Source organism: Rothia sp. 11254D007BW (genome assembly GCF_053548195.1).
Map to the genome: position 1 here is coordinate 1,522,562 of NZ_JBPWPK010000001.1, position 21,465 is coordinate 1,544,026.

Sequence of the window (21,465 nt, forward strand, 5' to 3'; positions counted from 1 at the left end):
AACCCGATACCACTCGAGGCAACCAGACAAAACCGTCTGACCACTACTCTCATGCCGGGAACCTGAGAGCAACAAACCCTAATGGCTTGTTACCTCAAAACCCAAAAGCGCACCAACATTACACACAATCCTTATCAGCACACAGCACCAACTCCAAAGAGTAAGCACAGTACCTGAACTAACATTCCACCCATGAGCAAACCACCCAAACGACACTCGCGTCCGGCGTGGCTCAACTATTGTTGAAGCTCCTTAGAAAGGAGGTGATCCAGCCGCACCTTCCGGTACGGCTACCTTGTTACGACTTAGTCCCAATCGCCAATCCCACCTTCGACGACTCCCTCCCAAACGGGTTAGGCCATCGGCTTCGGGTGTTACCAACTTTCGTGACTTGACGGGCGGTGTGTACAAGGCCCGGGAACGTATTCACCGCAGCGTTGCTGATCTGCGATTACTAGCGACTCCGACTTCATGGGGTCGAGTTGCAGACCCCAATCCGAACTGAGACCGGCTTTTTGGGATTAGCTCAACCTCACAGTATCGCAACCCTTTGTACCGGCCATTGTAGCATGCGTGAAGCCCAAGACATAAGGGGCATGATGATTTGACGTCATCCCCACCTTCCTCCGAGTTGACCCCGGCAGTCTCCTATGAGTCCCCACCATTACGTGCTGGCAACATAGAACGAGGGTTGCGCTCGTTGCGGGACTTAACCCAACATCTCACGACACGAGCTGACGACAACCATGCACCACCTGTATACCAGCCCCGAAGGGAAACTCTATCTCTAGAGCGGTCCAGTATATGTCAAGCCTTGGTAAGGTTCTTCGCGTTGCATCGAATTAATCCGCATGCTCCGCCGCTTGTGCGGGCCCCCGTCAATTTCTTTGAGTTTTAGCCTTGCGGCCGTACTCCCCAGGCGGGGCACTTAATGCGTTAGCTACGGCGCGGAAAACGTGGAATGTCCCCCACACCTAGTGCCCAACGTTTACGGCATGGACTACCAGGGTATCTAATCCTGTTTGCTCCCCATGCTTTCGCTTCTCAGCGTCAGTTACAGCCCAGAGACCTGCCTTCGCCATTGGTGTTCCTCCTGATATCTGCGCATTTCACCGCTACACCAGGAATTCCAGTCTCCCCTACTGCACTCTAGTTAGCCCGTACCCACTGCAAACCCGGGGTTAAGCCCCGGGCTTTCACAGCAGACGCGACAAACCGCCTACAAGCTCTTTACGCCCAATAATTCCGGACAACGCTCGCGCCCTACGTATTACCGCGGCTGCTGGCACGTAGTTAGCCGGCGCTTCTTCTGCAGGTACCGTCACTTTCGCTTCTTCCCTGCTGAAAGAGGTTTACAACCCGAAGGCCGTCATCCCTCACGCGGCGTCGCTGCATCAGGCTTGCGCCCATTGTGCAATATTCCCCACTGCTGCCTCCCGTAGGAGTCTGGGCCGTGTCTCAGTCCCAGTGTGGCCGGTCACCCTCTCAGGCCGGCTACCCGTCGTCGCCTTGGTGAGCCGTTACCTCACCAACAAGCTGATAGGCCGTGAGCCCATCTAAAACCAGTACATATCCCTTTCCACCAGCATCCCATGCGGGAACTGGTCGTATCCGGTATTAGACCTCGTTTCCAAGGCTTATCCCAGAGTTAAAGGCAGGTTACTCACGTATTACTCACCCGTTCGCCACTAATCCACCCAGCAAGCTGGGCTTCATCGTTCGACTTGCATGTGTTAAGCACGCCGCCAGCGTTCGTCCTGAGCCAGAATCAAACTCTCCGTTGAAAAAATGAAGTAGTTGATGATCCTGGTCTCTGATTGTTAGCGAACCATTCACCACGGGGTGGTGTGGTTCGAGCTGACGAATCTGAAACCAATTGATTATCAAATTCTGTAAGAAACTCTTGGTTTCTCACATGTTGTATAAATATTTGGTATCAGTTCAATTTCCGCACTACCTGGTGTTCGTTGTGAACACTAGTGTGTAGTGTGGACGATAAGAATGTTATTTATAACATTGGTACGCTATTGAGTTTTCAAGCAACAAACCGCATTCTTAACCCTAGCTAGTGGAACCAGCCGGTGTTTCGTATCGGTCATTCTCAAGTTTTTGTGTTACCCGTTTGGGCAACTCGTCTAGTCTATCGCGTTTCTTTTCTGTGTGTCAACTCGGTGTTCCGTGTTGTGCCTCACAGTGGCTTGTGGCTGGATTGTTACTTCAAAATCTCACTCGTTCGAGTTGGGATTTCTCGGTTCCAGCCGGGGCCTGAATTCGCTATGTGACTAGGTGTTTTGTCGCTTGGCGGGTTTCCCCTGTGCCGTGGCGACTCGTAATACTCTACGCAGGTTTTTCAGAGCGCGCAACCCGAAAGAGACACTTTTGGGGCACTTTCAGCCCAAGAACCACCACCAAGAACAGCAAATGACCTAGTCAAAACCATAATTAACAGAGAAAAAGATTTTTTAAAGTTTTTCTGAATCTCTTCAGAAGGCTTGATTTTAGGGATTTTTTGTGAGCCAGACCCTTATTCTGGCTCACATAAGCCCTCGTGAGCCTGCGTCCCGCCCCTCAGACTAGATAAATCAGACTAGATAAACAAGAAGTGCTCCCCCGCTATCGCGGGAGAGCACTTCGTTCTTATAAGAAGCTTAGGCAGCTCGGCGGCGGGATACCTCGTAGAGGGAGATTCCTACTGCCATGGAGGCGTTGAGCGATTCCATCGCTGAGCTAATGGGAATCGAAACGATTTGGTCGCAGTTCTCGGTGACCAGTCGTGACAACCCCTTGCCTTCTGAACCAACAACAATCATGAGCGGTTCAGAGGCTAGTTCAAGGTTGGGCAGGTCTATGTCGCCGCCGCCGTCCAGACCGACGACGAAGATGCCGGCGTCCTTAGCCTGCTGGATCACGCGGGTCAGGTTAGTGGCCTTAGCTACGGGGATACGGGCAGCAGCACCGGATGAGGTCTTCCAGGCTGAGGCGGTCATAGCTGCCGAGCGACGCTCGGGAATGATGACGCCGTTACCCGAGAAGGCTGAGACGGAGCGGATGATGGCGCCCAGGTTGCGGGGGTCGGTAATGCCGTCCAGGGCAACGAAGAGCGGCGGGGTGCTCATCTTCTTGTCGTACCAGAGATCCATGGTGTCGAGAACCAGGTTGCCGGCGTCCGGGTACTTGTAGGGGGGAATCTGCAGAGCAACGCCCTGGTGGACGGCGTGGTCGGTCAGGCGATCCAGCTCGTTACGGCCGATTTCGAGCATGGGCAGACCCTGCTTGTTGGCTTCGGTCATGATGTCGCGGACGCGGTCGTCGACCTCGATGCGGGACATGACGAAGAGGGTCTTGGCGGGAATCTCGGTCTGCAGGGCCTCAAGCACGGAGTTGCGGCCGGTGACCAGTTCGTCGGAGGCTCGCTTGCCGCCCAGGCGGGGCTGACGGGACCGCAGGGTGTTCGTTGCCTTGCGGTTTTCGGCGGCCTTCTTCATCTTGTAGGCCTTGTGGTAGACGCGGTCTTCGGCCTTAGGGGTGTTGCCGCGGCCTTCGAGGGCCTTACGGCCGTGGCCGCCGGTGCCCTTGGTGGGGCCCTTCTTTTTGTTGGTTGCGCCGGGGCGTGAGCCTGCCTTCGCCATGGGGTGTGTCCTTTGTTTGATGTCTATGAATTGTTTTCTAGCTTACCGACCCCCTGCCCCCTGTGGGGCGAGAGATGGAGCACGGTAGCGGGAGGGCTATGAGGCCTAGAGGGACCAGGTGGAGCCGGATGCGCCGTCCTTGACGGTGATACCGGCGGCGGCCAGAGCGTCACGGATTTGGTCTGCGCGGGCCCAGTCTTTAGCCTCACGGGCTTCGGCACGCTGGGTCAGCATGGTCTGAATCAGAGAGTCAAGCGCTGCGTGTTCGCCGGGTTCGTTGGCGGCAGCCCCTGCCTGGCTGAAGGACATGAGCTCAACCAGCCCCAGCACCTTAGCCATAGCGTAGACCTGCTCGGCGGCGTCCTGGGCGGATTCACCGGCAGCCAGGGCTGCGTTACCGGCACGGACGCCCGCGTGCAGAGCAGCCAGAGCCTTGGGGATGTTGAGGTCATCGTCCATGGCCTCAGCAAAGGCCTCGGGTACCGCAGCGTCTTCACGATGGTAGTCGCGGGTTGCGGCCAAGAAGGCTTCAACGCGTTCAACGGCTACACGCGCCTCTTCGAGAGAGGTGGGGTGGTAGTCGAGGACGGAGCGGTAGTGGGCCTGGCCCAGGTAGTAGCGGACGACCAGGGGGCGGGCGGCTTCGAGCATCTGGGCGGGGGTGATGATGTTGCCAATGGACTTGGACATCTTCTCGCCCTCGTAGTTGACCAGACCGTTGTGCATCCAGAAGTTGGCAAAGCCGTAGCCGGCTGCCTGGGACTGGGCCATCTCATTTTCGTGGTGGGGGAAGCGCAGGTCGAGGCCGCCGCCGTGAATATCAAAAGTCTCGCCCAGGTACTTACCCGCCATGGCGGAGCACTCTAGGTGCCAGCCGGGGCGTCCCTTACCCCAGGGGGAATCCCAGGAGGCGGTGACGGGCTCACCCTCCTTATAAGCTTTCCACAGGGCAAAGTCGCGGGGGTCGCGCTTGCCGCGGGGGTCGGCGTCCGGCGCGTCCTGCATATCGTCAATCTTCTGGCGGGTCAGGGCACCGTAGTTCTCCCAGGAGCGCACATCGAAGTAGACGTCGCCGCAGCCGTCGGTCGCCGGGTAGGCATGGCCGCGGTCAATGAGGCGCTGAATGAGGGCAAACATCTCGGGGATATGCCCGGTAGCGCGCGGCTCGTAGGTGGGGGGTGCGATATTGAGGGAGGCGTAGGCCTGGCCAAAGACCCGCTCGAAGCGGTAGGCCAGGGCCCACCACTCTTCAGCCGGGTGCTCACCGGCATAGCCTGGCTCAAAAGAGGCAGCCGAGTTCACCAGAATCTTGTCGTCGATATCGGTGACGTTACGAACCGTGGTGACCTTGTAACCGCGGTAGGTCAGCCAGCGGGAGAGCTGGTCAAAGACCAGGCCCGAACGTACGTGCCCAATGTGCGGGGCACCCTGAACGGTGGCACCGCAGTAGTAGATGCGGGCCTCGCCGGGGTGAACCGGGGTGAAATCACGGACGCTTGCTGTTGCTGAATCATAAAAACGTAGAGTCACGCCTAACAGTTTACCGTGCGCTGTAGAACCGGTGCGAGGACGCTTGCCGCATGGTTAATCAGCAGGGAAAAATGTCCATCACTCGGCAGCTCGTGAATCTGAGCCCCCAGGCGGAGCCCTAAGTTGCGAGCGCGGGCGGGTTTGATGGCCAGATCGCGCCCGGCTACCCAGAGATGGACCGGGGCTTTAACGGTGGACTCTGCGAATCCCCAGTCGTCCTGAATTGCGTACTCGTCTTGCACCCCGCCTTTGATGGAGAACTGCAGGGCGTAATCGTGGGAGACCGCCATGCGGTAGGCGGCGGTGTGCCCCTGCACGTCTCGGCCCAGGGCTGAAGCTAGGGTCGAGGCCGACGCCAGCGGGCGACTGACGGCGCGGGCGGTCAGGTCTATCAGGGGCTTGGGGAACCAGGAGAGGGTCAGGTGCGACATGTGGACGCGCAGCGGAGTGAGGTTAAGGCCCAGCCGGGTTTCCCAGAGGGGATGGTGGGTGAAGGGGGCTAGCAGGATGAGCTGGTCTATCTTCTCGGGGTGCAGGGCTGCCAGGCTCATGGCGTGGGGCCCGCCGCCGGAAAAGCCCATCACGCTGAAACGGTCAAGCTCTAGATGGTCGATGATGGCTGCAACGTCCCGCTCTGCCCAGGTGCCCACCAGCCGGTGGGGTACGGCATCCGATGCTCCCAGCCCCGGGCGGTCCGGGGCGATAATGCGGATACCCAGTTCTCTGGCCGCCTCATCGAGGAAGAGGGCCTCATAACCGGTACCGGGAGTGCCGTGGCAGTAGATGACGGTAGCTGTGGGTGCTTCTTTCTGCCCAAATTCGTGCCAGGCGATGACGCGTCCCCCGTCCTGGCTTAGCAGGTGAGGGCGGGGTTCAAGGGGGTCGGCGTTCACAGGTACTTCTTTACAGCTTGGGGTGGTGTTAACAGGGACAGGCTTATTGTAGCGCTGACTGACCCCGCCTCTGAGTGCACCCGACGCTGGGCCTTGGCTCAAGCGTCCTTACGGTATACCAGGGCAACAGCGCTAGCTGCCACGCCCTCGCCGCGGCCGGTCAGCCCCAGCCCATCGGTGGTGGTGGCGGTGACGGTCACCGGGGCACCGGCGGCCTCAGACAGGACGCGGTTGGCCTCCTCCCGGCGCGGGGAGAACTTGGGCTTGTTGCCGATCAGCTGCACCGCAATGTTGCCAATCTCAAACCCGGCGGCCCGCACAATGGCAGCAGCTTCAGAGAGGATCCGCACACCGGAAGCACCTGCCATATCGGGCCGATCCACCCCGAAATTGGAGCCTAGATCGCCGGTGCCACTAGCCGAAAAAAGGGCGTCAGCAGCCGCGTGGGCCACCACGTCGCCGTCCGAGTGGCCTGAGAGCCCGCGCTGGCCCGGCCAGTGCAAACCTGCCACCCACAGTTCGGTGCCTTCTTCACCAAAAGCGTGCACATCAGTGCCGGTGCCAATACGGGGAATCATGATTCTCTCTTTTCGTCGTAGAGGGCTGTAGCTAGGGTCAGGTCAAGGGGGGTCGTAATCTTGAAGGCTTCGGCGGCTCCCTCGACGGTCGCAACCGGTAGCCCCAGGGTTTCAGCCAGCATGGCATCATCGGTGATGCTTTCGGCAACCTCGGGGGCCAGGGAGGCTACATCGCGGTGGGCCTGCACAAGGGTAGCCAGGTCAAAGCCCTGGGGGGTCTGCACAGCCCGCAGCTGCGCCCGGGCTGGGGTACCGCTCACGTACCCATGATTATCCACTGTTTTGATGGTGTCGACCACGGGCAGCACCGGAATTACAGCCTTCTCCCCCGCCTCAAGGGCGGCAGCCACCCGGTGGTAGACGCTGGCAGGGGTGAAACAGCGGGCGGCATCGTGCACCAGGACGCCGGTGGGCAGCTGCTCGGGGGCACCCGGCAGGGGGGCGGCGTCCGCAATCGCGGCCAGGGCGGCCGTCACCGATTCGGCGCGCGTTGCGCCGCCGGACACCGCCAAGGCACCGTACCGGGCGCAGATCTGTCGCAGCTCAACATCCTGCGGGGGCACCGTCACCACCAGCCGAGCTACCACGCCCGACGCTAGGGCACCGGTCAGTGCCCATTCCAACAGCGTGCGACCGGCCACCTCTACCGCAGCTTTGGGCACACCTGCGCCCAGACGCGAACCGGAACCGGCGGCCACAATAACAACAGCGAGCACCGAACCACCAGAAGTGGTTGCGGTGCCCGCTGTATCAGAAAAATCTAGAGTGCTCACAGCTAGTGAGCATACCCGAAAGTTTAGACGCCCTCGAGAATCTTATCGAGTTCGACCTCGGCAGCTTCTTCGTCGATGTCCTTAGCCAGGGCAACCTCAGACGACAGAATCTGACGGGCCTTAGCCAGCATGCGCTTCTCGCCAGCCGACAGACCGCGGTCGTTCTCACGGCGCCACAGGTCACGCACGACCTCGGCAACCTTCAGCACATCGCCAGATGCCAGCTTCTCAACGTTAGCCTTGTAGCGGCGGGACCAGTTTGCTGCTTCTTCGGTATCGGTAGCCTGGAGCACGTCGATGACTTCCTGCAGACCGCGCTCGTCAACGACGTCGCGCACGCCCACCATATCGACGTTCTCAGCGGGCACCTCAATGACCAGGTCACCGTTAGCGACCTTGAGTTTCAGGTACATCTTCTCTTCGCCACGGATCTTGCGCATCTTGATTTCTTCAATCGTTGCGGCACCGTGGTGAGGGTAAACGACTGTTTCGCCAACCTCAAAAACCATATGGATAAACCCCTTTCAGCCTACCTATTCTACCATGCAACGAAAGACAGCACCCTTAAAGTCTCAAAATAGGCCCGGTGCTCTCAGCGAACCAGTGTGCTTCATTTACGCCCTTTTGCCCCGTTGATACAGACGTATTGTCGTTAAACCAGATAGAATGTGACCTGAACAGACCAAAAATTCCGTACCTCGGCGCGGAGCACACACACTTTCTCTGCCCCACCGGCAGACTACATACCCCAACAAGGAGCTAGAGCTGTGAAGAACACCGCTTCTGTGACCGTCAAGCGCGCCAGCGCCCTCGTTGCCATCGCTGGAGCCCTGCTGGCCACCACCGGTTGCACCTACACCAACCAGCCCGCCACCACCATCGTCTACGATGCCAGCGACGGCGTTTCTTTCACCATGTGGCCCCAGGGTCAGCGCGTTGATATGCGCAATATGCTCGTTATCTCTGAGGGTGAAGGTCAGCCCGGTCGCGTGCTCGGCACCGTCTACAACATGGGTGAAACCGACCAGACCGTTACGTTTAACGTCGGTAACGGGGAGTCCTTCTCCGTCGCTGTTGAAGCCGGCGAAGTTGTCATTCTCGAAAATGACGCCAACGAAGTCATCATCCCCTCCACCCCTAAGGCTCCCGGTCTGATTATCGAAGCTGAGGGTATCATCGGTGAGAGCACCGAAGCATTCAGCCTGCCCGTTCTTGATGGAACCCTAGACGAGTACGCCCCCTACCTGCCCACCGCAGCGGCTACTCCCAGCGCTACTGAAACCGCTAGCGTCAACAGCTAAGACCCTTTCGCTTTAAAGAGTGGGGCGGGCCCTTCAGGTACCTGAAGGGCCCGCCCCACTGCTTTGCCCAGCTTAGGGTGCCGGTTTAGGGTTCAAACTTGTAGCCCAGGCCGCGTACGGTAACCACGTAGCGCGGAGACGAGGGGTCGGGCTCAACCTTGGAGCGGAGGCGCTTAATATGCACATCAAGAGTCTTGGTATCACCCACGTAGTCAGCACCCCAGACCCGGTCAATCAGCTGCGAGCGCGTCATCACGCGTCCTGCATTCCGCAGTAGCATCTCAAGCAGCTCAAACTCCTTGAGGGGCATGGCTATGGTTTCACCGGATACGGTCACCACGTGACGCTCAACGTCCATGCGTACCGGGCCACCCTCAATCGCCCCGGCGTCGTGCTCTTCGGGTTCGCCCTGGCGGCGCAGGACGGCGCGGATGCGGGCGATGAGCTCGCGGGAGGAATAGGGCTTGGTGACGTAGTCGTCAGCACCCAGTTCAAGGCCGAGAACCTTATCGATTTCTGAGTCTTTAGCGGTCAGCATGATGATGGGAACCGCGCTGGTGGCGCGAATCTGCTTACAGACCTCGGTACCGGACTGGCCGGGGAGCATGATGTCGAGGAGCACCAGGTCTGCACCGTTCCGCTCGAACTCAACCACAGCGTCCAGGCCGTTATCGACCACCTGCACCTCAAAGCCCTCACGACCCAGTAAAAAGGCCAGGGGCTCGCTCAGCGACTCTTCGTCCTCAACCACTAAAATACGGGTCACTTACTTTGCTTCCTTCGCAGTTTGAGCCGACCCCGCGGGGCGCGGAGCAGCGTTGGTGTTGTGGTCTGTTATCTGGGTAAGGGATCCCGTCGGCGGGTGCTCCCCCAGCAGGTCCTGTTCGGTTTCTTCATCGACAATGGGCAGGGCAATCGTGAAGGTCGAGCCGGAGCCGGGCTGGGACCAGAGGGTCACCTCGCCGCCGTGCTGGCCCACAATGTGCTTCACGATGCTCAAGCCCAGGCCTGTGCCCCCGGTTTGGCGGGAACGCGCCGGATCAACCCGGTAGAACCGCTCAAAGATGCGGTCCTGTTCGTCCTCGGGAATGCCCGGGCCCTGGTCTTTCACAGAAATTCTAACAGTGTCACCCTTCACAGCCATACCGATGCCCACCTTGGTGTTCTCGGGCGAATAACGAATAGCGTTCTCAATCAGGTTACGCAGGGCGGTGCCCAGCAGCTCGGGGTCGCCGTGGACCGGGCGGGGGGCCTTTCCGCCCACCAGAAGTTCAATGTTTTTGCCCTCGGCTGTGAGGCGGTTACGGTCGACCGATTCGGCAACCACCTGCTCAACATCGACCAGGGTGGAGCTCAGTACCATATCGGCTGACTGGAGGCGGGAGAGCTCGATGACGTCCTGCACCAGGGCTGCCAGCCGCTGGGATTCCTTCTTGAGCTTGCCCGAAAAATAGAGTACCGACTCTGGGTCGTCAGCCGACGACTCGATGGCCTCGGCCATGAGCCCCACCGCGCCCACCGGCGTCTTGAGCTCGTGCGATACGTTGGCGACAAAGTCGGTACGGACGGTCTGCGCGCGGGCGATCTCGGTACGGTCATCGGCCAGCACCAAGATGTACTCATCGCCCACCGGGGCCACGCGCAGGTCAATCACCAGGCGGCTCTGGTCGTAAAAACCGCGGGTTAAGATAATTTCTTTTTCGACGATGATGCCCTTGGACCGCACCGCGCCGATCATCTCTAGCAGCTCGTCAGAGACCACTGTATGCCCGCGCACCAGCCCTAAGGCGTAGGCGCCCGGAGAAGCCTGCACCACGCCGTCCACGGCGTCCACCACCATGTAGGCGCGGCCAATGACCGCCAGCACCTCGGCGGCGCCGTCGCTAATGGTCGGCTCTTCAACGTCGGCCCAGCGAGCGCGCTGACGCTCACTCCGTTGCACGGCGAGCATGCTCACCACGCCGATGAGGAGCCCCAGCACAGCGGCAGACAAAGCAATCACAGTAGGGTTCACATCTACCAGCTTAGAGCCTACCGGCCCTACCCCGCGCCCCGCAGACCCCCAAATATCCCGGGGTTCAACTAACGTTTACCCAACCATGTGCTTGTGTTCATGTGGCCTTGGCACTCTAAAGGGGTAGCTATGGGCAGGAGTCTGCCCGGCACCCCACACTTCCCCAGATGGAAAGGACGCGCACGTGCGCAAAGTCTTCCAAGCCGAACTACAGCACGTCGGCGAAGAGCTGATTCATATTGCTACCCTGGTTCAAGAAGCCCTCGGTCGTGCTTCTGACGCCTTCTTGCAGGCTGATATTCAAGAAGCCGAAGAGGTCATCACCAACGATGCCCGCATCGACTTCATGCAAAACGAACTCGATGAGCGCGCTATCGACATTCTGGCCCTGCAAGGCCCGGTAGCCTCCGACCTGCGCATGATTGTTGGCGCCCTGCGCATGAGCTCTTCCCTGGAGCGCATGGGTGACCTTGCCCGCCACGTGGCCCAGGTGGCCCGCATGCGCTACCCCGAGCACGTCCTGCCCGAATCCATCGTGCCGGTCTTCCGCGAAATCATCGAGCTGGATCAGAAAATCATTGCCAGCGTCATTAGCCTGTTGGAAACCCGCGAGCTCTCCCACACCCAGGACATCATCAAGAACAAGATGCGCATCAACGAGCTGCACGTTGAGGTCTTCAACCGTATGGCAGCTCCTGACTGGGGTCAGAACGCCCAGGTCACCGTTGACGTCACCCTGGCATCCCGCTACCTGGAGCGCTTTGGCGATCACGGTGTCTCGGTAGCCCGTAAGGTCACCTACCTGGTTACCGGCGACTGGAACGCGGTGCCCAGCATCTAGGCTGGTAGGTACCATCTCCGTCAGAAGGTACCACTTAAATCAGAAAAACCCACCTAGTTGGTGGGTTTTTCTGATTTAAGTGGTACCTACCGGGGATTTACTTCTTACCCTGGTTAGCAACAGCCTTGATGGCGTCCTTAGCAGCCTCGGGGTCGAGGTACTCGCCGGGGCCAACGGGCTTGAAGTTCTCGTCGAGCTCGTAGTAGAGGGGGATACCGGTGGGGATGTTCAGACCGGCGATGTCCTCATCTGAGATGCCTTCGAGGTTCTTGACCAGGGCGCGCAGGGAGTTACCGTGGGCAGCAACCAGAACGGTCTTGCCAGCCTTCAGGTCTTCCTTGATGTCTGACTCCCAGTAGGGCAGCATGCGCTCGAGGACGTCCTTCAGGCACTCAGTGCGGGGAGCGTTCTCGATGTCTGCGTAGCGGGGGTCGTTCGCCTGGGAGAACTCGTCGTTGTCGTCGAGGGCCGGAGGCGGAACGTCGTAGGAGCGACGCCAGGTCATGAACTGCTCTTCACCATAGGTTTCGAGGGTCTGAGTCTTGTCCTTGCCCTGGAGCGCACCGTAGTGACGCTCGTTCAGGCGCCAGTTGCGCTTGACGGGAATCCAGTGGCGGTCAGCAGCATCGAGAGCCAGGTTGGCGGTGTTGATGGCGCGGCGCTGCAGGGAGGTGTGGACGACATCGGGGAGGATGCCGCGTTCCTTCAGCAGTTCGCCACCGCGGGTGGCTTCGGCGCGACCCTTCTCGGTCAGGGCAACGTCTACCCAGCCGGTGAAGAGGTTCTTTTCGTTCCATTCTGATTGCCCGTGACGGAGCAGTACCAATTTGTAAGTCATACTCCCTATTATCCCACTCCCAACCCCCAAAGCAAAGATAAACCCACACATATTCACGGAAAACCCGGTCTTTTCCGGGGGTTTCTTCGTGAATATGTGTGGGTTTTTCAGACCTTAACGCAAGCTGCGGCTAGCGGCGGCGCACCGCTACGGCGGGGCGGACGTCCGCGAGGAATACGCCCACGGCGGTTGCGGCAATGAGCTGCATGAAGACAGACCCGCCACCGACGGCCATGGACTGCCAGACCATCAGTACAGAGAAAGCAGCCGAGGCAGCGGTCACGCCAACCCAGAAGCCCTTGGTACGTTTGAAGGCGCTCTGGTAGGCGTAGCTTGAAGCGCGGGCGGCCTCAATCAGCGCGAAAATCGACAGGGCGGCAACTACCAGGGCCAGGGCAAGGCCCACGTAGTAGGTAACCAACACAATCAGGTCAATAGGGGTCATGGCGTCCGTTCGTTACTTGAGGTTGTCGAGGGCCGCAGCTAGGTCGTTGTAGAGGTCATCGACGTTCTCGATACCTACCGACAGGCGCAGCAGCGACTCGGGGATTGAGTGCGGCTCCGAACCGTGGCGGCGGCGGCGTTCAATCAGTGATTCTACGCCACCGAGACTGGTGGCGGGCGTCCAAATGTTCAGGGCCTGCACTACGCGGTCAGTTTCTTCGGCAGTGGCGTCCAGGGTAATGGAGAGGATTGAGCCGAAGGTGCGCATCTGTGCGGACGCCCGTTCGAACCCGGGGTCGGTGGGCAGGCCGGGGTAGCGCACGGCCTTGACCGCGGGGTGGGTCTGCAGGCGCTGGGCCAGTTCGAGGGCGTTAGCGGCGGCGCGTTCTAGGCGGACGCCCAGGGTGCGGACGCCGCGCAGGCCCAGCCAGGCCTCGAAGGGTCCGGCGATAGCGCCGTTGGTGGTGCGGTGGGCCTGCATGGCTTCGCGCAGGGTCGGGTTAGAGGTGACGGTGATGCCCAGCAGCACATCGGAGTGACCGGCGATGGACTTGGTGGCGGAGTGGACGACCACGTCGGCACCCAGGGCCAGCGGGTTCTGCCCCAGCGGGGTTGCGAAGGTGTTATCAACGGCAGAGACAATGCCCAGACGCTTGGCGGCGCCGAGGACGGCGGGCAGGTCGGCGACCTCCATCATGGGGTTGGTGGGGGACTCCATCCACAGCAGCACCTTGGGGGCAGCGTAGTTGACGGTCTCGGGGGTGACGCCCGCGGTGGCAGCTGCCTTTTCGAGTTCGGCAATGACGGACTCGGTGTTTTCAATGTCGAGACGGACCACGGTGGTGATACCGCGGGCTTCGAGGCGCTTGGCCATAGACACAGATGCCATGTAGGTGTGCTCGGGCAGCAGAATAATAGAGCCAACGGGTACCAGGTCCTGCACCGCGGCAACGGCTGCCATACCGGAGGCAAAGACCAGGCCGGGCAGCGCAGCCCCTTCAAGGTCAGCGACGACCTCTTCGATACCGTCCCAGCTCTGGTTGGAGAAACGGGCGTAGGTGTTGAGGTCTGAGGGGCCGGTCTGGCGGAAGGTGGACGACATGGCAATCGGCGGGTTCACGGGAGCCAGATCGTCGTGGGCGGGGCGACCACCAGCCACCAGGCGGGTTTCGGGTGAGAGGTTCTGTTCAGTCATAGATTCAACGATACGCGCAGCACTAGGCCCAGTGCCAGGGGTACGCCACAGGGTGACATATGGGACGGGCTAGAGAGTAGTCTCGGGTAGACCGGACGGCAGGCGCAGCGCCTTGGTAGGCTTATACCCGTGACCCACGCACTTTCTTACACCCCAGAAGCCGACCCGGGCGTCCGCACCCTCCCGGCGGACGCGAGCAGCGCGGCCCGCCCCTACCCCGGCACCTTTATCGCCTTCGAAGGCGGGGACGGCTCGGGCAAAACCACCCAGATTAAACTCCTGGCCGACGCCCTAACCGAACGCGGCTACTCGGTGCTGGTCACCCGCGAACCCGGCGGAACCGATATCGGTGAGAAACTCCGCACCCTGGTTCTTGAGCACGGCAACGGTGAGATTGACCCCCACACCGAGGCCCTGATTTTTGCTGCCTCCCGCGCAGCCCACGCCCACCAGAAGATCCGCCCCGCCCTTGAAGCCGGGCAGGTGGTGCTCTGCGACCGCTACATTGATTCTTCAGCCGCCTACCAGGGGGCAGGCCGCGGCCTGGGCATTGACACCGTAGTCGACCTCAGCCGCTGGGCCACCTCTAATCTGCTGCCCGACACCACCATTCTGCTCGATGTGCCCCTGGCCGAAGGACGCTCCCGCGCAGGTGCCCGGGGCGCCGCCGACCGCATGGAGTCAGCAGATGACACCTTCCACCGCACCCTACACGCCACCTTCCAGCAGCTAGCCGACGCCAACCCCGAGCGGTACGCCCGCATTGACGGCGCCCGCCCCATCGAGGACGTCCACGCCGACGTGCTGGCAGCGGCCCTGGGGAGTATCGCATGAGCGTCTTTGACACCCTCACCGGCCAGCTCGACGTACGCGCCCAGCTCACCCGCGCCGCCGCCGAAGAGAAACCAACCCACGCCTGGCTCTTCACCGGCCCTCCCGGTGCGGGACGCTCCACCGCTGCCCTGGCCTTCGCCGCCGCCCTGCTCTGCGACCAGCCAGACCCGGCTGCCCGGGGCTGCGGGCACTGCCGCTCCTGCCAGACGGTGCTCAGCGGCTCCCACGCCGACTTCCTGCACTTCACCACCGAAAAGACAACCATCACCATCGAAGAAGCCCGTGACTTCGTGGTCAAAGCCCAGGATCGCCCCGCGGTAGGGCGCTGGCGCGTCATGCTCATTGAGGACGCCGACCGCATGCCCGAACGCACCTCCAACGTGCTACTCAAAGCTATTGAAGAGCCCCCGCCCTACACCATCTGGCTGCTCACCGCCCCCTCGCCCGCGGACGTCCTGGTAACCATCCGCTCCCGCTGCCGCCCGGTCAAGCTGCGCCTGCCCTCGGTGGCGGACGTCGCCGCCCGGCTCCTTGCCGACGCGCAGGCAAGCGGTACCCCGCTTGAGCCCCACCAGGCAGACTTCGTAGCCCGCCTGGCCCAGGGCAATCTGGAAGTAGCCCACAAGCTAGCCACCGACCCCGAAGCCCGCAAACGCCGCAGCACCGTGGTGCAGATGCCCATCACTCTGCGCTCCATTGCCGCTGCCATGGAGGCCGCCGACGACCTGATCACCATCGCCGAGGCAGAAGCCGAAGCGGACGCCGAAGCCCGTAACGAAGCCGAGCGTTCTGCCCTGCTCACGGCCCTAGGCTATGAGGACGGCGAGAAGCTCTCCCCCACCCACCGGGCCCAGGTGCGCCAGCTCGAAGAAGATCAAAAACGCCGCGCCAAGCGCATTCAAACCGATACCCTCGACAGGTTCTTGGCCGACATTCAAACCGTCTTCCGCGATGTGCTCACCGTGCAGCTCTCCACCGGGGCAGACATCATCAATGCCCACCTAGCCGATGACATCTACGCCTACGCCGAGCGCACCAGCCCCGAGCGCACCCTAGCCCACCTCGATACGGTCGCTACCACCCGCCGCCGCATCCGCACCAACGCCGGCGCCCGACTGGCCTTCGAAGCCATGATGACCAGCTTCATCGCCTAGCTCCCTGCCCTTCTCCTGCCAGAAAGCACCCACATGGCCCAGTCCGCTCCCCGTCCGCTCGACCACCTTGGGCCTCTGCAGCAGTTGCGCGCAGGAAAACTTGCCCTGCGCCTGCCCCTACTCGTGGTCGGTCTGGTAGGTTTCGGGGCCTCCTGTGCCCTACTCATTAAGGCTGGCCTGGGCGCCCTGGGCTGGGACGTACTCACCCTGGGCCTGATGGAAATCACCGGCATGAGCTACGGGGCGCTGACCATTATTACTTCTTTTGTGGTGCTACTCTTCTGGCTGCCCCTCAAAGAAATGCCGGGGCTGGGCACCCTTGCCAACGCTATTTTGGTGGGCCTATCGGCCGATGTAGCGATGGATATCATTCCCGACCCCGCCGGGGTGCTGACCCAGTGGGTCTATCTGGCGGTAGGCATTCTGGCCTTTTCCTTTTTTGACGCCCTCTACTTGGGCGCCCAGTTCGGTTCCGGACCGCGCGACGGGCTCATGACCGGGCTGGTGCGCGTCACCGGCCGCCCCGTCTGGCTAGTACGCACCGTACTAGAGGTGACCGTGGTGGCAGCAGGCATCGCCATGGGCGGCCACTTCGGTGTGGGCACCCTACTCATCGCTTTTTCTGTGGGACCCCTCATCGGCTGGTTCCTGCCCTACGTGACGGTGCCGCTCACCCCGCGTCCGCGCCCCTCATCAGGGGTAGGTACCACTTAAGTCAGAAAAACCCACCAACCAGGTGGGTTTTTCCGATTTAGATGGTACCTACTGCGGAGGTTAGTTGCGGAAGCCGTGCACCGGGGAGGGGATGCGTCCGCCACGGGCCACAAAGACCTCAGCCGACTCGGGGTGGGCAGGCATAACGGGGGCGCGGCCCAGCAGACCACCAAACTCCACCATCTCACCGACCTCCAGGCCGATCGCCGGAATGACGCGCACAGCGGTAGTCTTGTGGTTCATGACGCCAATCGCGGCCTCATCGGCAATCATGGCAGAAATGGTTGCAGCCGAGGTATCGCCGGGAATGGCCACCATGTCCAGGCCCACGGAACAAATCGCGGTCATAGCTTCGAGCTTATCGAGGGTAATCTTGCCGGCAGCAGCAGCTTCAATCATGCCGATATCCTCAGAAATCGGGATGAAGGAGCCCGAGAGGCCACCCACGTGCGAACAGGCCATGAGCCCGCCCTTCTTCACCGCGTCATTGAGCAGGGCCAGGGCAGCAACGGTGCCGTGGGTACCCACCGACTCAAGACCCATCTCTTCGAGCACGTGGGCTACCGAGTCGCCGACCTCGGCGGTGGGGGCCAGAGAGAGGTCGACGATACCGAACTCCACGCCCAGGCGCTCAGCGGCCAGGGTGCCCACCAGCTGACCCATGCGGGTAATCTTGAAGGCCGCCTTCTTAATGGCCTCAGCGCAGGCATCAAAAGACTCACCGCGCACCTTTTCGAGGGCACGCTTGACCACGCCGGGGCCAGAGACACCCACCGAGATAACGGTGTCGGCCTCCTGCACCCCGTGGAAGGCACCTGCCATGAAGGGGTTGTCAGATACAGCGTTGGCAAAAACCACCAGCTTGGAGCAGCCAAAGCCGTGGGCTTCAGCGGAGCCCTCAGCGGTCTCGCGAATGACCTCGCCCATGGTGCGCACAGCGGTCATGTTGATACCGGCCCGGGACGAGCCGATATTCACCGACGCACAGACCACATCGGTTTCGTTCAGGGCACGCGGAATAGAGCGCATGAGCTTCTCATCAGCCGGGGTAGCGCCCTTATCAACCAGGGCGGTGAAGCCACCGATGAAGTTAACCCCCACAGCCTTAGCAGCGGCGTCCAGGGTTTTGGCGAACTCCACGTAGTCCTCATCGTTCGAGGCACCCGCCACCAGGGCAATCGGGGTCACCGAAATACGCTTATTGATAATGGGAATGCCGAGCTCGGCCTCAATACCCTCAGCTACCTCAACCAGACGGGCTGCGCGGGAGGTGATTTTGTCGTAAATCTTCTGGCGGGCTACCTCACCGTCAGAATCGGCGCAATCCAGCAGAGAGATCCCCATGGTCACCGTGCGGATATCGAGCTTATCTTCCTCGATCATCTGCAGGGTCTCAAGAACGTTACCGGAACGGTCACTAAACATAGTCGGTAACTCCTAGAGGGTGTGCATGGCCTGGAAGATGGCGTCAGACTGAATACGAATCTGCACGCGCTGCTCTTCTTCAACCGGCTTCATAGCCTCTTGCAGGTCGGTAATCGACTGGGCAGAATCATCGAAGCTCCCCTGCAGAATCATAGTGAAGTAGCCCTGCATGAGGGTCTGCGACAGGTTCTCGATGTTAACCTTGCGCTCAGCGAGCTTGGTAGTGACACCGGCAATGATGCCTTCGTGGTCAAGGCCGGTGACGGTCAGAATGATTTTCATGGGCTTCCTTGTAGGAGTTATCGGCCCTTCCCCCGGCTGGGGATAGAGCGCAGGACGTCGTCCCTACCTACTTTACCCAGCTCTCCCCCGCACCTGCTCTAGATGACGGAAAGGCGCCGCGCGGCGGCGTCCTTCCGCCTTAGCGCTGGGCTGCGATGTAGAGTTCGCCTGCGCCGGTGACGGTCACCTCGGTGGGCTCGCCCACGTACATGACCGACTGGGTGCCGGTCAGGGTGAAGGTCTTGACCTCGTCGCTGACCACAACGGTGCCACCTGCACACAGGGCGGTGGCTACACCGGCCAGGGGCAGGGTGATGGTTTCGCCCTCTTCAACGACCAGGTGGGTGACAGACAGGCGTTCATCCCACATGGAGTACTCGGCGGCCTTCTCACTGGTGGGGGTAGGACGCTGGATGGTAGGTGCGCCCTGGCCCTCACCGAGGATCTTGATGAGTTCTTCCTCGTCAATGTGCTTGGGGGTAAGACCGGCACGCATGACGTTATCTGAGGGGTTCATCAGCTCAATAGCGGTACCCGAGACGTAGGCGTGCACCTGGCCGTCGGGAGTGTAGGCAGAGTCGCCGGGGGCAAGGTAGACCAGGTTCATGACCAGAGCGACCAGCAGGCCGCGGTCGCCGGGGTACTTGCTGTCAATCAGGATTACTAGCTCGGCAACACCGGCAGCGGTTGATTCAGCGCCGGGAACTTCACCGTTCTTGGCAATCCAAGCGCGTGCGGACGCGACGGTCTGCTCGACAGCTGCCGCGGCGGCGTCCTGCGGCATGCGGATAATGACGGTGAGTAGCTCCTTGGCGGTCTTAGCCGCGCCCAGAGCACCGGTGAGCCAGGGCAGGGAGAAGTGCTCAGCGATAGCGCGCAGCTCCGCGAACTCGCGCACACCGGTCAGGATGCGCATGGGCGACAGGGCGATAACGGTTTCGGGCTTAGAGAAGCGATCCTTGTAGTTACGGGCCGGGTCATCAAGGGCGATGCCGCGGGCGTTCTCGTCCGCGAACCCTGCCTGGGCCTGCTCGTCGGTGGGGTGCACCTGAATCGACAGGGGGGATTCAATGGCAAGAATCTTGAAGAGGAAGGGGAAGGTGTCGCTGGTGCGCTGCGGGTTGAGGAAGCGGGCAGGCTGCTCGCCCACCAGAACATCGAGCGGGAAGGAGCTGCCGTCTACGTGAGCTACGGAGGGGGCGGACGAGTGCGCGCCCACCCACAGCTCAGCCTCCGGCTGTTCGGTGGGGGCAGGGACGCCGCGCATGAGGGCCAGTGTCTCATAGGAGCCCCAGGCGTAGTTCTGAATCGGATTATCTAAAGAAAAAAGTTCACCCATAGGCACCATCAAACCATGCCCCGGGTTCACCACCCCGCAGTTTATAGCGCAGAAACCTGGTGTTTATCGCCATAAATCACACCGGAAATCTGTCTGGATACTGTCTAAACAGGTCACAGGGCAATTAGACTTACCTTTCGTGAATACTATTGATTTAACCGCATCTTTTAAGGCTTACGATGTTCGCGGCATCGTGGGCGAAACCATCACCGCCGAGACCGTTCGCGCAACCGGCGCAGCTTTCGTAGACATTCTCGGCCTAGCTGGCCAGGACGTTCTGGTGGGCGCCGACATGCGCCCCTCCGGCCCCGAGTTTATGGCCGCTTTCGCTGAGGGTGCCACCGCCCGCGGCGCTAACGTCATCAACATCGGCCTGATTTCTACCGACGAGCTCTACTTCGCCTGTGGCGTTGAGAACGCTGCCGGTGTCACCTTCACCGCCTCCCACAACCCTGCCGAGTACAACGGCATGAAGATGTCTAAGGCGGGCGCTGTTCCCCTGTCATCTGAGTCCGGGCTCTTTGATATTCGTGACCTGGCCCAGAAGTACCTGAACGAGGGTGAAATTCCCGCCGTTGATACCCCGGGTTCTGTAACTGAGAAGGACGTTCTCAAGGCCTACTCAGAATACCTGCGTAACCTGGTTGATCTCTCAGGCATCCGCCCCCTCAAGGTTGTTGTAGACGCCGGTAACGGCATGGGCGGCATGACCACCCCCGCTGTACTGGGCGATGCAATCCTGCCCGGCCTGCCCCTGGAGATCGTGCCCCTCTACTTCGAGCTGGATGGCACCTTCCCCAACCACCCCGCCAACCCCCTGGAGCCTGCCAACCTGGTTGACCTGCAGAAGGCTGTTGTTGAGCACGGTGCAGATATTGGCCTGGCTTTCGACGGCGATGCCGACCGCTGCTTCGTCATCGACGAGAAGGGCGAGCCCGTTACTCCGTCCGCTATCACCGCCCTGGTTGCTGAGCGCGAGATTGCCCGCGCCAAGGCTGAGGGCAACGACGAGCCCGTAATCATCTACAACCTGATTACCTCCAAGGCCGTGCCTGAGCTGGTTGAGAAGCTGGGCGGCCGCGCTATCAAGACCCGCGTGGGCCACTCCTTCATCAAGGCTGTTATGGCTGAAGAGTCTGGCGTTTTCGGTGGCGAGCACTCCGCTCACTACTACTTCAAGGACTTCTTCAACGCCGACACCGGCATGCTGGCCGCTATGCACGTGCTGGCCGCCCTGGGTGAGGGCGAGCAGCCCCTTTCTGAGCTGGGCGCCGCTTACTCCCCCTACGTCCCCTCCGGCGAAATTAACTCTGAGCTGGAAGACAAGGCCGGTGCTATCGCCCGCGTTGCCGAGTACTTCGGTGACACCGTTGAGGTATCCGACATGGACGGCACCACCTTCGAGCACAAGACCGAGGGCTGGTGGGCTAACCTGCGCCCCTCTAACACCGAGCCCTTCCTGCGCTTGAACCTTGAGGCCCCCGACCAGGCCACCATGGAGCGCGTGCGCGATACCATCTTGAAGATCGTACGCGAGGGCTAATCTCAACTACCCCTATTTTGTACCAGCTCCTGCCCACTTTTCAGGCTTAAGTAAGCGGAGTGCGGTACAAAAGGTAAAAACAAGGACGCCCGCCCCGCTTTCCTGCCATACGGCAAGGAAGGTGGGGCGGGCGTCCTT

General features: G+C 60.9%; 20 protein-coding genes and 1 rRNA gene. 6 read left to right on the forward strand and 15 right to left on the reverse strand.

Features of this window, described 5'->3' with window-relative positions:
- Positions 1–256: 256 nt before the first annotated feature.
- The 7 genes from ACEE43_RS06835 to ACEE43_RS06865 all read right to left on the reverse strand — a co-directional run bounded on the left by ACEE43_RS06835 (position 257) and on the right by ACEE43_RS06865 (position 7,912).
- Positions 257–1,784 (reverse strand): 16S ribosomal RNA (locus ACEE43_RS06835).
- Positions 1,785–2,648: 864 nt separating this feature from the next.
- The gene (gene rlmB, locus ACEE43_RS06840; RefSeq protein ID WP_449107718.1) at positions 2,649–3,629 is read right to left on the reverse strand and encodes a 23S rRNA (guanosine(2251)-2'-O)-methyltransferase RlmB; all 981 of its coding nucleotides are present in this window, start codon (positions 3,627–3,629) and stop codon (positions 2,649–2,651) included.
- A 105-nt stretch (positions 3,630–3,734) separates the two neighbouring features.
- Positions 3,735–5,159 carry a cysteine--tRNA ligase gene (cysS, locus tag ACEE43_RS06845; RefSeq protein ID WP_346875909.1) on the reverse strand — a complete coding sequence of 475 codons (1,425 nt, stop codon included), beginning with the start codon at positions 5,157–5,159 and terminating at the stop codon, positions 3,735–3,737.
- Between the two features lie 2 nt (positions 5,160–5,161).
- Positions 5,162–6,052 carry an alpha/beta hydrolase gene (locus ACEE43_RS06850; protein WP_449107719.1) on the reverse strand — a complete coding sequence of 297 codons (891 nt, stop codon included), beginning with the start codon at positions 6,050–6,052 and terminating at the stop codon, positions 5,162–5,164.
- Positions 6,053–6,150: 98 nt separating this feature from the next.
- Entirely contained in the window at positions 6,151–6,630 is a 480-nt protein-coding gene (ispF, locus tag ACEE43_RS06855; protein ID WP_237197658.1) for a 2-C-methyl-D-erythritol 2,4-cyclodiphosphate synthase, read from the reverse strand.
- A complete protein-coding gene (gene ispD / locus ACEE43_RS06860) occupies positions 6,627–7,403 on the reverse strand; it encodes a 2-C-methyl-D-erythritol 4-phosphate cytidylyltransferase (RefSeq protein WP_449107720.1) in 777 nt (258 codons plus the stop codon). Before ispD ends, ispF begins: the two co-directional genes overlap by 4 nt.
- Positions 7,404–7,426: 23 nt before the next feature.
- Positions 7,427–7,912 (reverse strand): CarD family transcriptional regulator, encoded by a 486-nt coding sequence (locus ACEE43_RS06865; RefSeq protein WP_185173529.1) that lies wholly within the window; start codon positions 7,910–7,912, stop codon positions 7,427–7,429.
- Between the two features lie 258 nt (positions 7,913–8,170).
- Between ACEE43_RS06865 and ACEE43_RS06870 the strand changes: the two genes are divergently transcribed.
- Positions 8,171–8,704: a hypothetical protein gene (locus ACEE43_RS06870; RefSeq protein WP_449107721.1), complete on the forward strand. Its 534-nt coding sequence runs from the start codon at positions 8,171–8,173 to the stop codon at positions 8,702–8,704.
- Between the two features lie 85 nt (positions 8,705–8,789).
- Here ACEE43_RS06870 and ACEE43_RS06875 read toward each other — a convergent pair whose 3' ends face one another.
- Positions 8,790–9,470, reverse strand: a complete 681-nt coding sequence (locus ACEE43_RS06875) for a winged helix-turn-helix domain-containing protein (RefSeq protein ID WP_449107722.1) — start codon at positions 9,468–9,470, stop codon at positions 8,790–8,792.
- Positions 9,471–10,718, reverse strand: coding sequence for a sensor histidine kinase (locus ACEE43_RS06880; protein WP_449107723.1), 1,248 nt, complete (start codon positions 10,716–10,718; stop codon positions 9,471–9,473).
- Between the two features lie 184 nt (positions 10,719–10,902).
- On the opposite strand from ACEE43_RS06880, the gene phoU reads away from it, so the two are divergent.
- The gene (gene phoU, locus ACEE43_RS06885) at positions 10,903–11,559 is read left to right on the forward strand and encodes a phosphate signaling complex protein PhoU (RefSeq protein ID WP_237186984.1); all 657 of its coding nucleotides are present in this window, start codon (positions 10,903–10,905) and stop codon (positions 11,557–11,559) included.
- 97 nt (positions 11,560–11,656) lie between these two features.
- Here the strand turns inward: phoU and ACEE43_RS06890 are convergent, their stop codons facing one another.
- From ACEE43_RS06890 to ACEE43_RS06900, 3 genes are all read right to left on the reverse strand, one after another.
- Positions 11,657–12,397: a phosphoglyceromutase gene (locus tag ACEE43_RS06890; protein WP_135013359.1), complete on the reverse strand. Its 741-nt coding sequence runs from the start codon at positions 12,395–12,397 to the stop codon at positions 11,657–11,659.
- Positions 12,398–12,527: 130 nt separating this feature from the next.
- Complete coding sequence (locus tag ACEE43_RS06895; RefSeq protein ID WP_237207076.1) at positions 12,528–12,842, reverse strand: DUF2516 family protein; 315 nt, start codon at positions 12,840–12,842, stop codon at positions 12,528–12,530.
- A gap of 12 nt (positions 12,843–12,854) precedes the next feature.
- Positions 12,855–14,036 (reverse strand): trans-sulfuration enzyme family protein, encoded by a 1,182-nt coding sequence (locus ACEE43_RS06900; RefSeq protein ID WP_346875919.1) that lies wholly within the window; start codon positions 14,034–14,036, stop codon positions 12,855–12,857.
- Positions 14,037–14,165: 129 nt separating this feature from the next.
- Here ACEE43_RS06900 and tmk point away from each other — a divergent pair, with 129 nt between their 5' ends.
- The 3 genes from tmk to yczE are packed head-to-tail and all read left to right on the forward strand — an operon-like array spanning position 14,166 to position 16,738.
- Complete coding sequence (gene tmk / locus ACEE43_RS06905) at positions 14,166–14,870, forward strand: dTMP kinase (RefSeq protein ID WP_449107724.1); 705 nt, start codon at positions 14,166–14,168, stop codon at positions 14,868–14,870.
- Positions 14,867–16,024, forward strand: a complete 1,158-nt coding sequence (locus ACEE43_RS06910) for a DNA polymerase III subunit delta' (RefSeq protein ID WP_449107725.1) — start codon at positions 14,867–14,869, stop codon at positions 16,022–16,024. The genes tmk and ACEE43_RS06910 overlap by 4 nt, the downstream gene beginning before the upstream one ends.
- 33 nt (positions 16,025–16,057) lie before the next feature.
- Positions 16,058–16,738, forward strand: coding sequence for a membrane protein YczE (gene yczE, locus ACEE43_RS06915; protein ID WP_449107726.1), 681 nt, complete (start codon positions 16,058–16,060; stop codon positions 16,736–16,738).
- A gap of 60 nt (positions 16,739–16,798) precedes the next feature.
- Here yczE and ACEE43_RS06920 read toward each other — a convergent pair whose 3' ends face one another.
- The 3 genes from ACEE43_RS06920 to manA form a co-directional block, all read right to left on the reverse strand.
- The gene (locus ACEE43_RS06920) at positions 16,799–18,163 is read right to left on the reverse strand and encodes a DUF711 family protein (protein WP_449107727.1); all 1,365 of its coding nucleotides are present in this window, start codon (positions 18,161–18,163) and stop codon (positions 16,799–16,801) included.
- 12 nt (positions 18,164–18,175) lie between these two features.
- Positions 18,176–18,445 (reverse strand): ACT domain-containing protein, encoded by a 270-nt coding sequence (locus ACEE43_RS06925; protein WP_237206077.1) that lies wholly within the window; start codon positions 18,443–18,445, stop codon positions 18,176–18,178.
- Positions 18,446–18,584: 139 nt separating this feature from the next.
- On the reverse strand, positions 18,585–19,784 hold the full coding sequence (gene manA, locus ACEE43_RS06930) for a mannose-6-phosphate isomerase, class I (RefSeq protein ID WP_431463682.1): 1,200 nt from the start codon (positions 19,782–19,784) through the stop codon (positions 18,585–18,587).
- Between the two features lie 139 nt (positions 19,785–19,923).
- Here manA and ACEE43_RS06935 point away from each other — a divergent pair, with 139 nt between their 5' ends.
- Complete coding sequence (locus ACEE43_RS06935; protein WP_431463681.1) at positions 19,924–21,327, forward strand: phosphomannomutase/phosphoglucomutase; 1,404 nt, start codon at positions 19,924–19,926, stop codon at positions 21,325–21,327.
- The last annotated feature ends 138 nt before the right edge of the window (positions 21,328–21,465 follow it).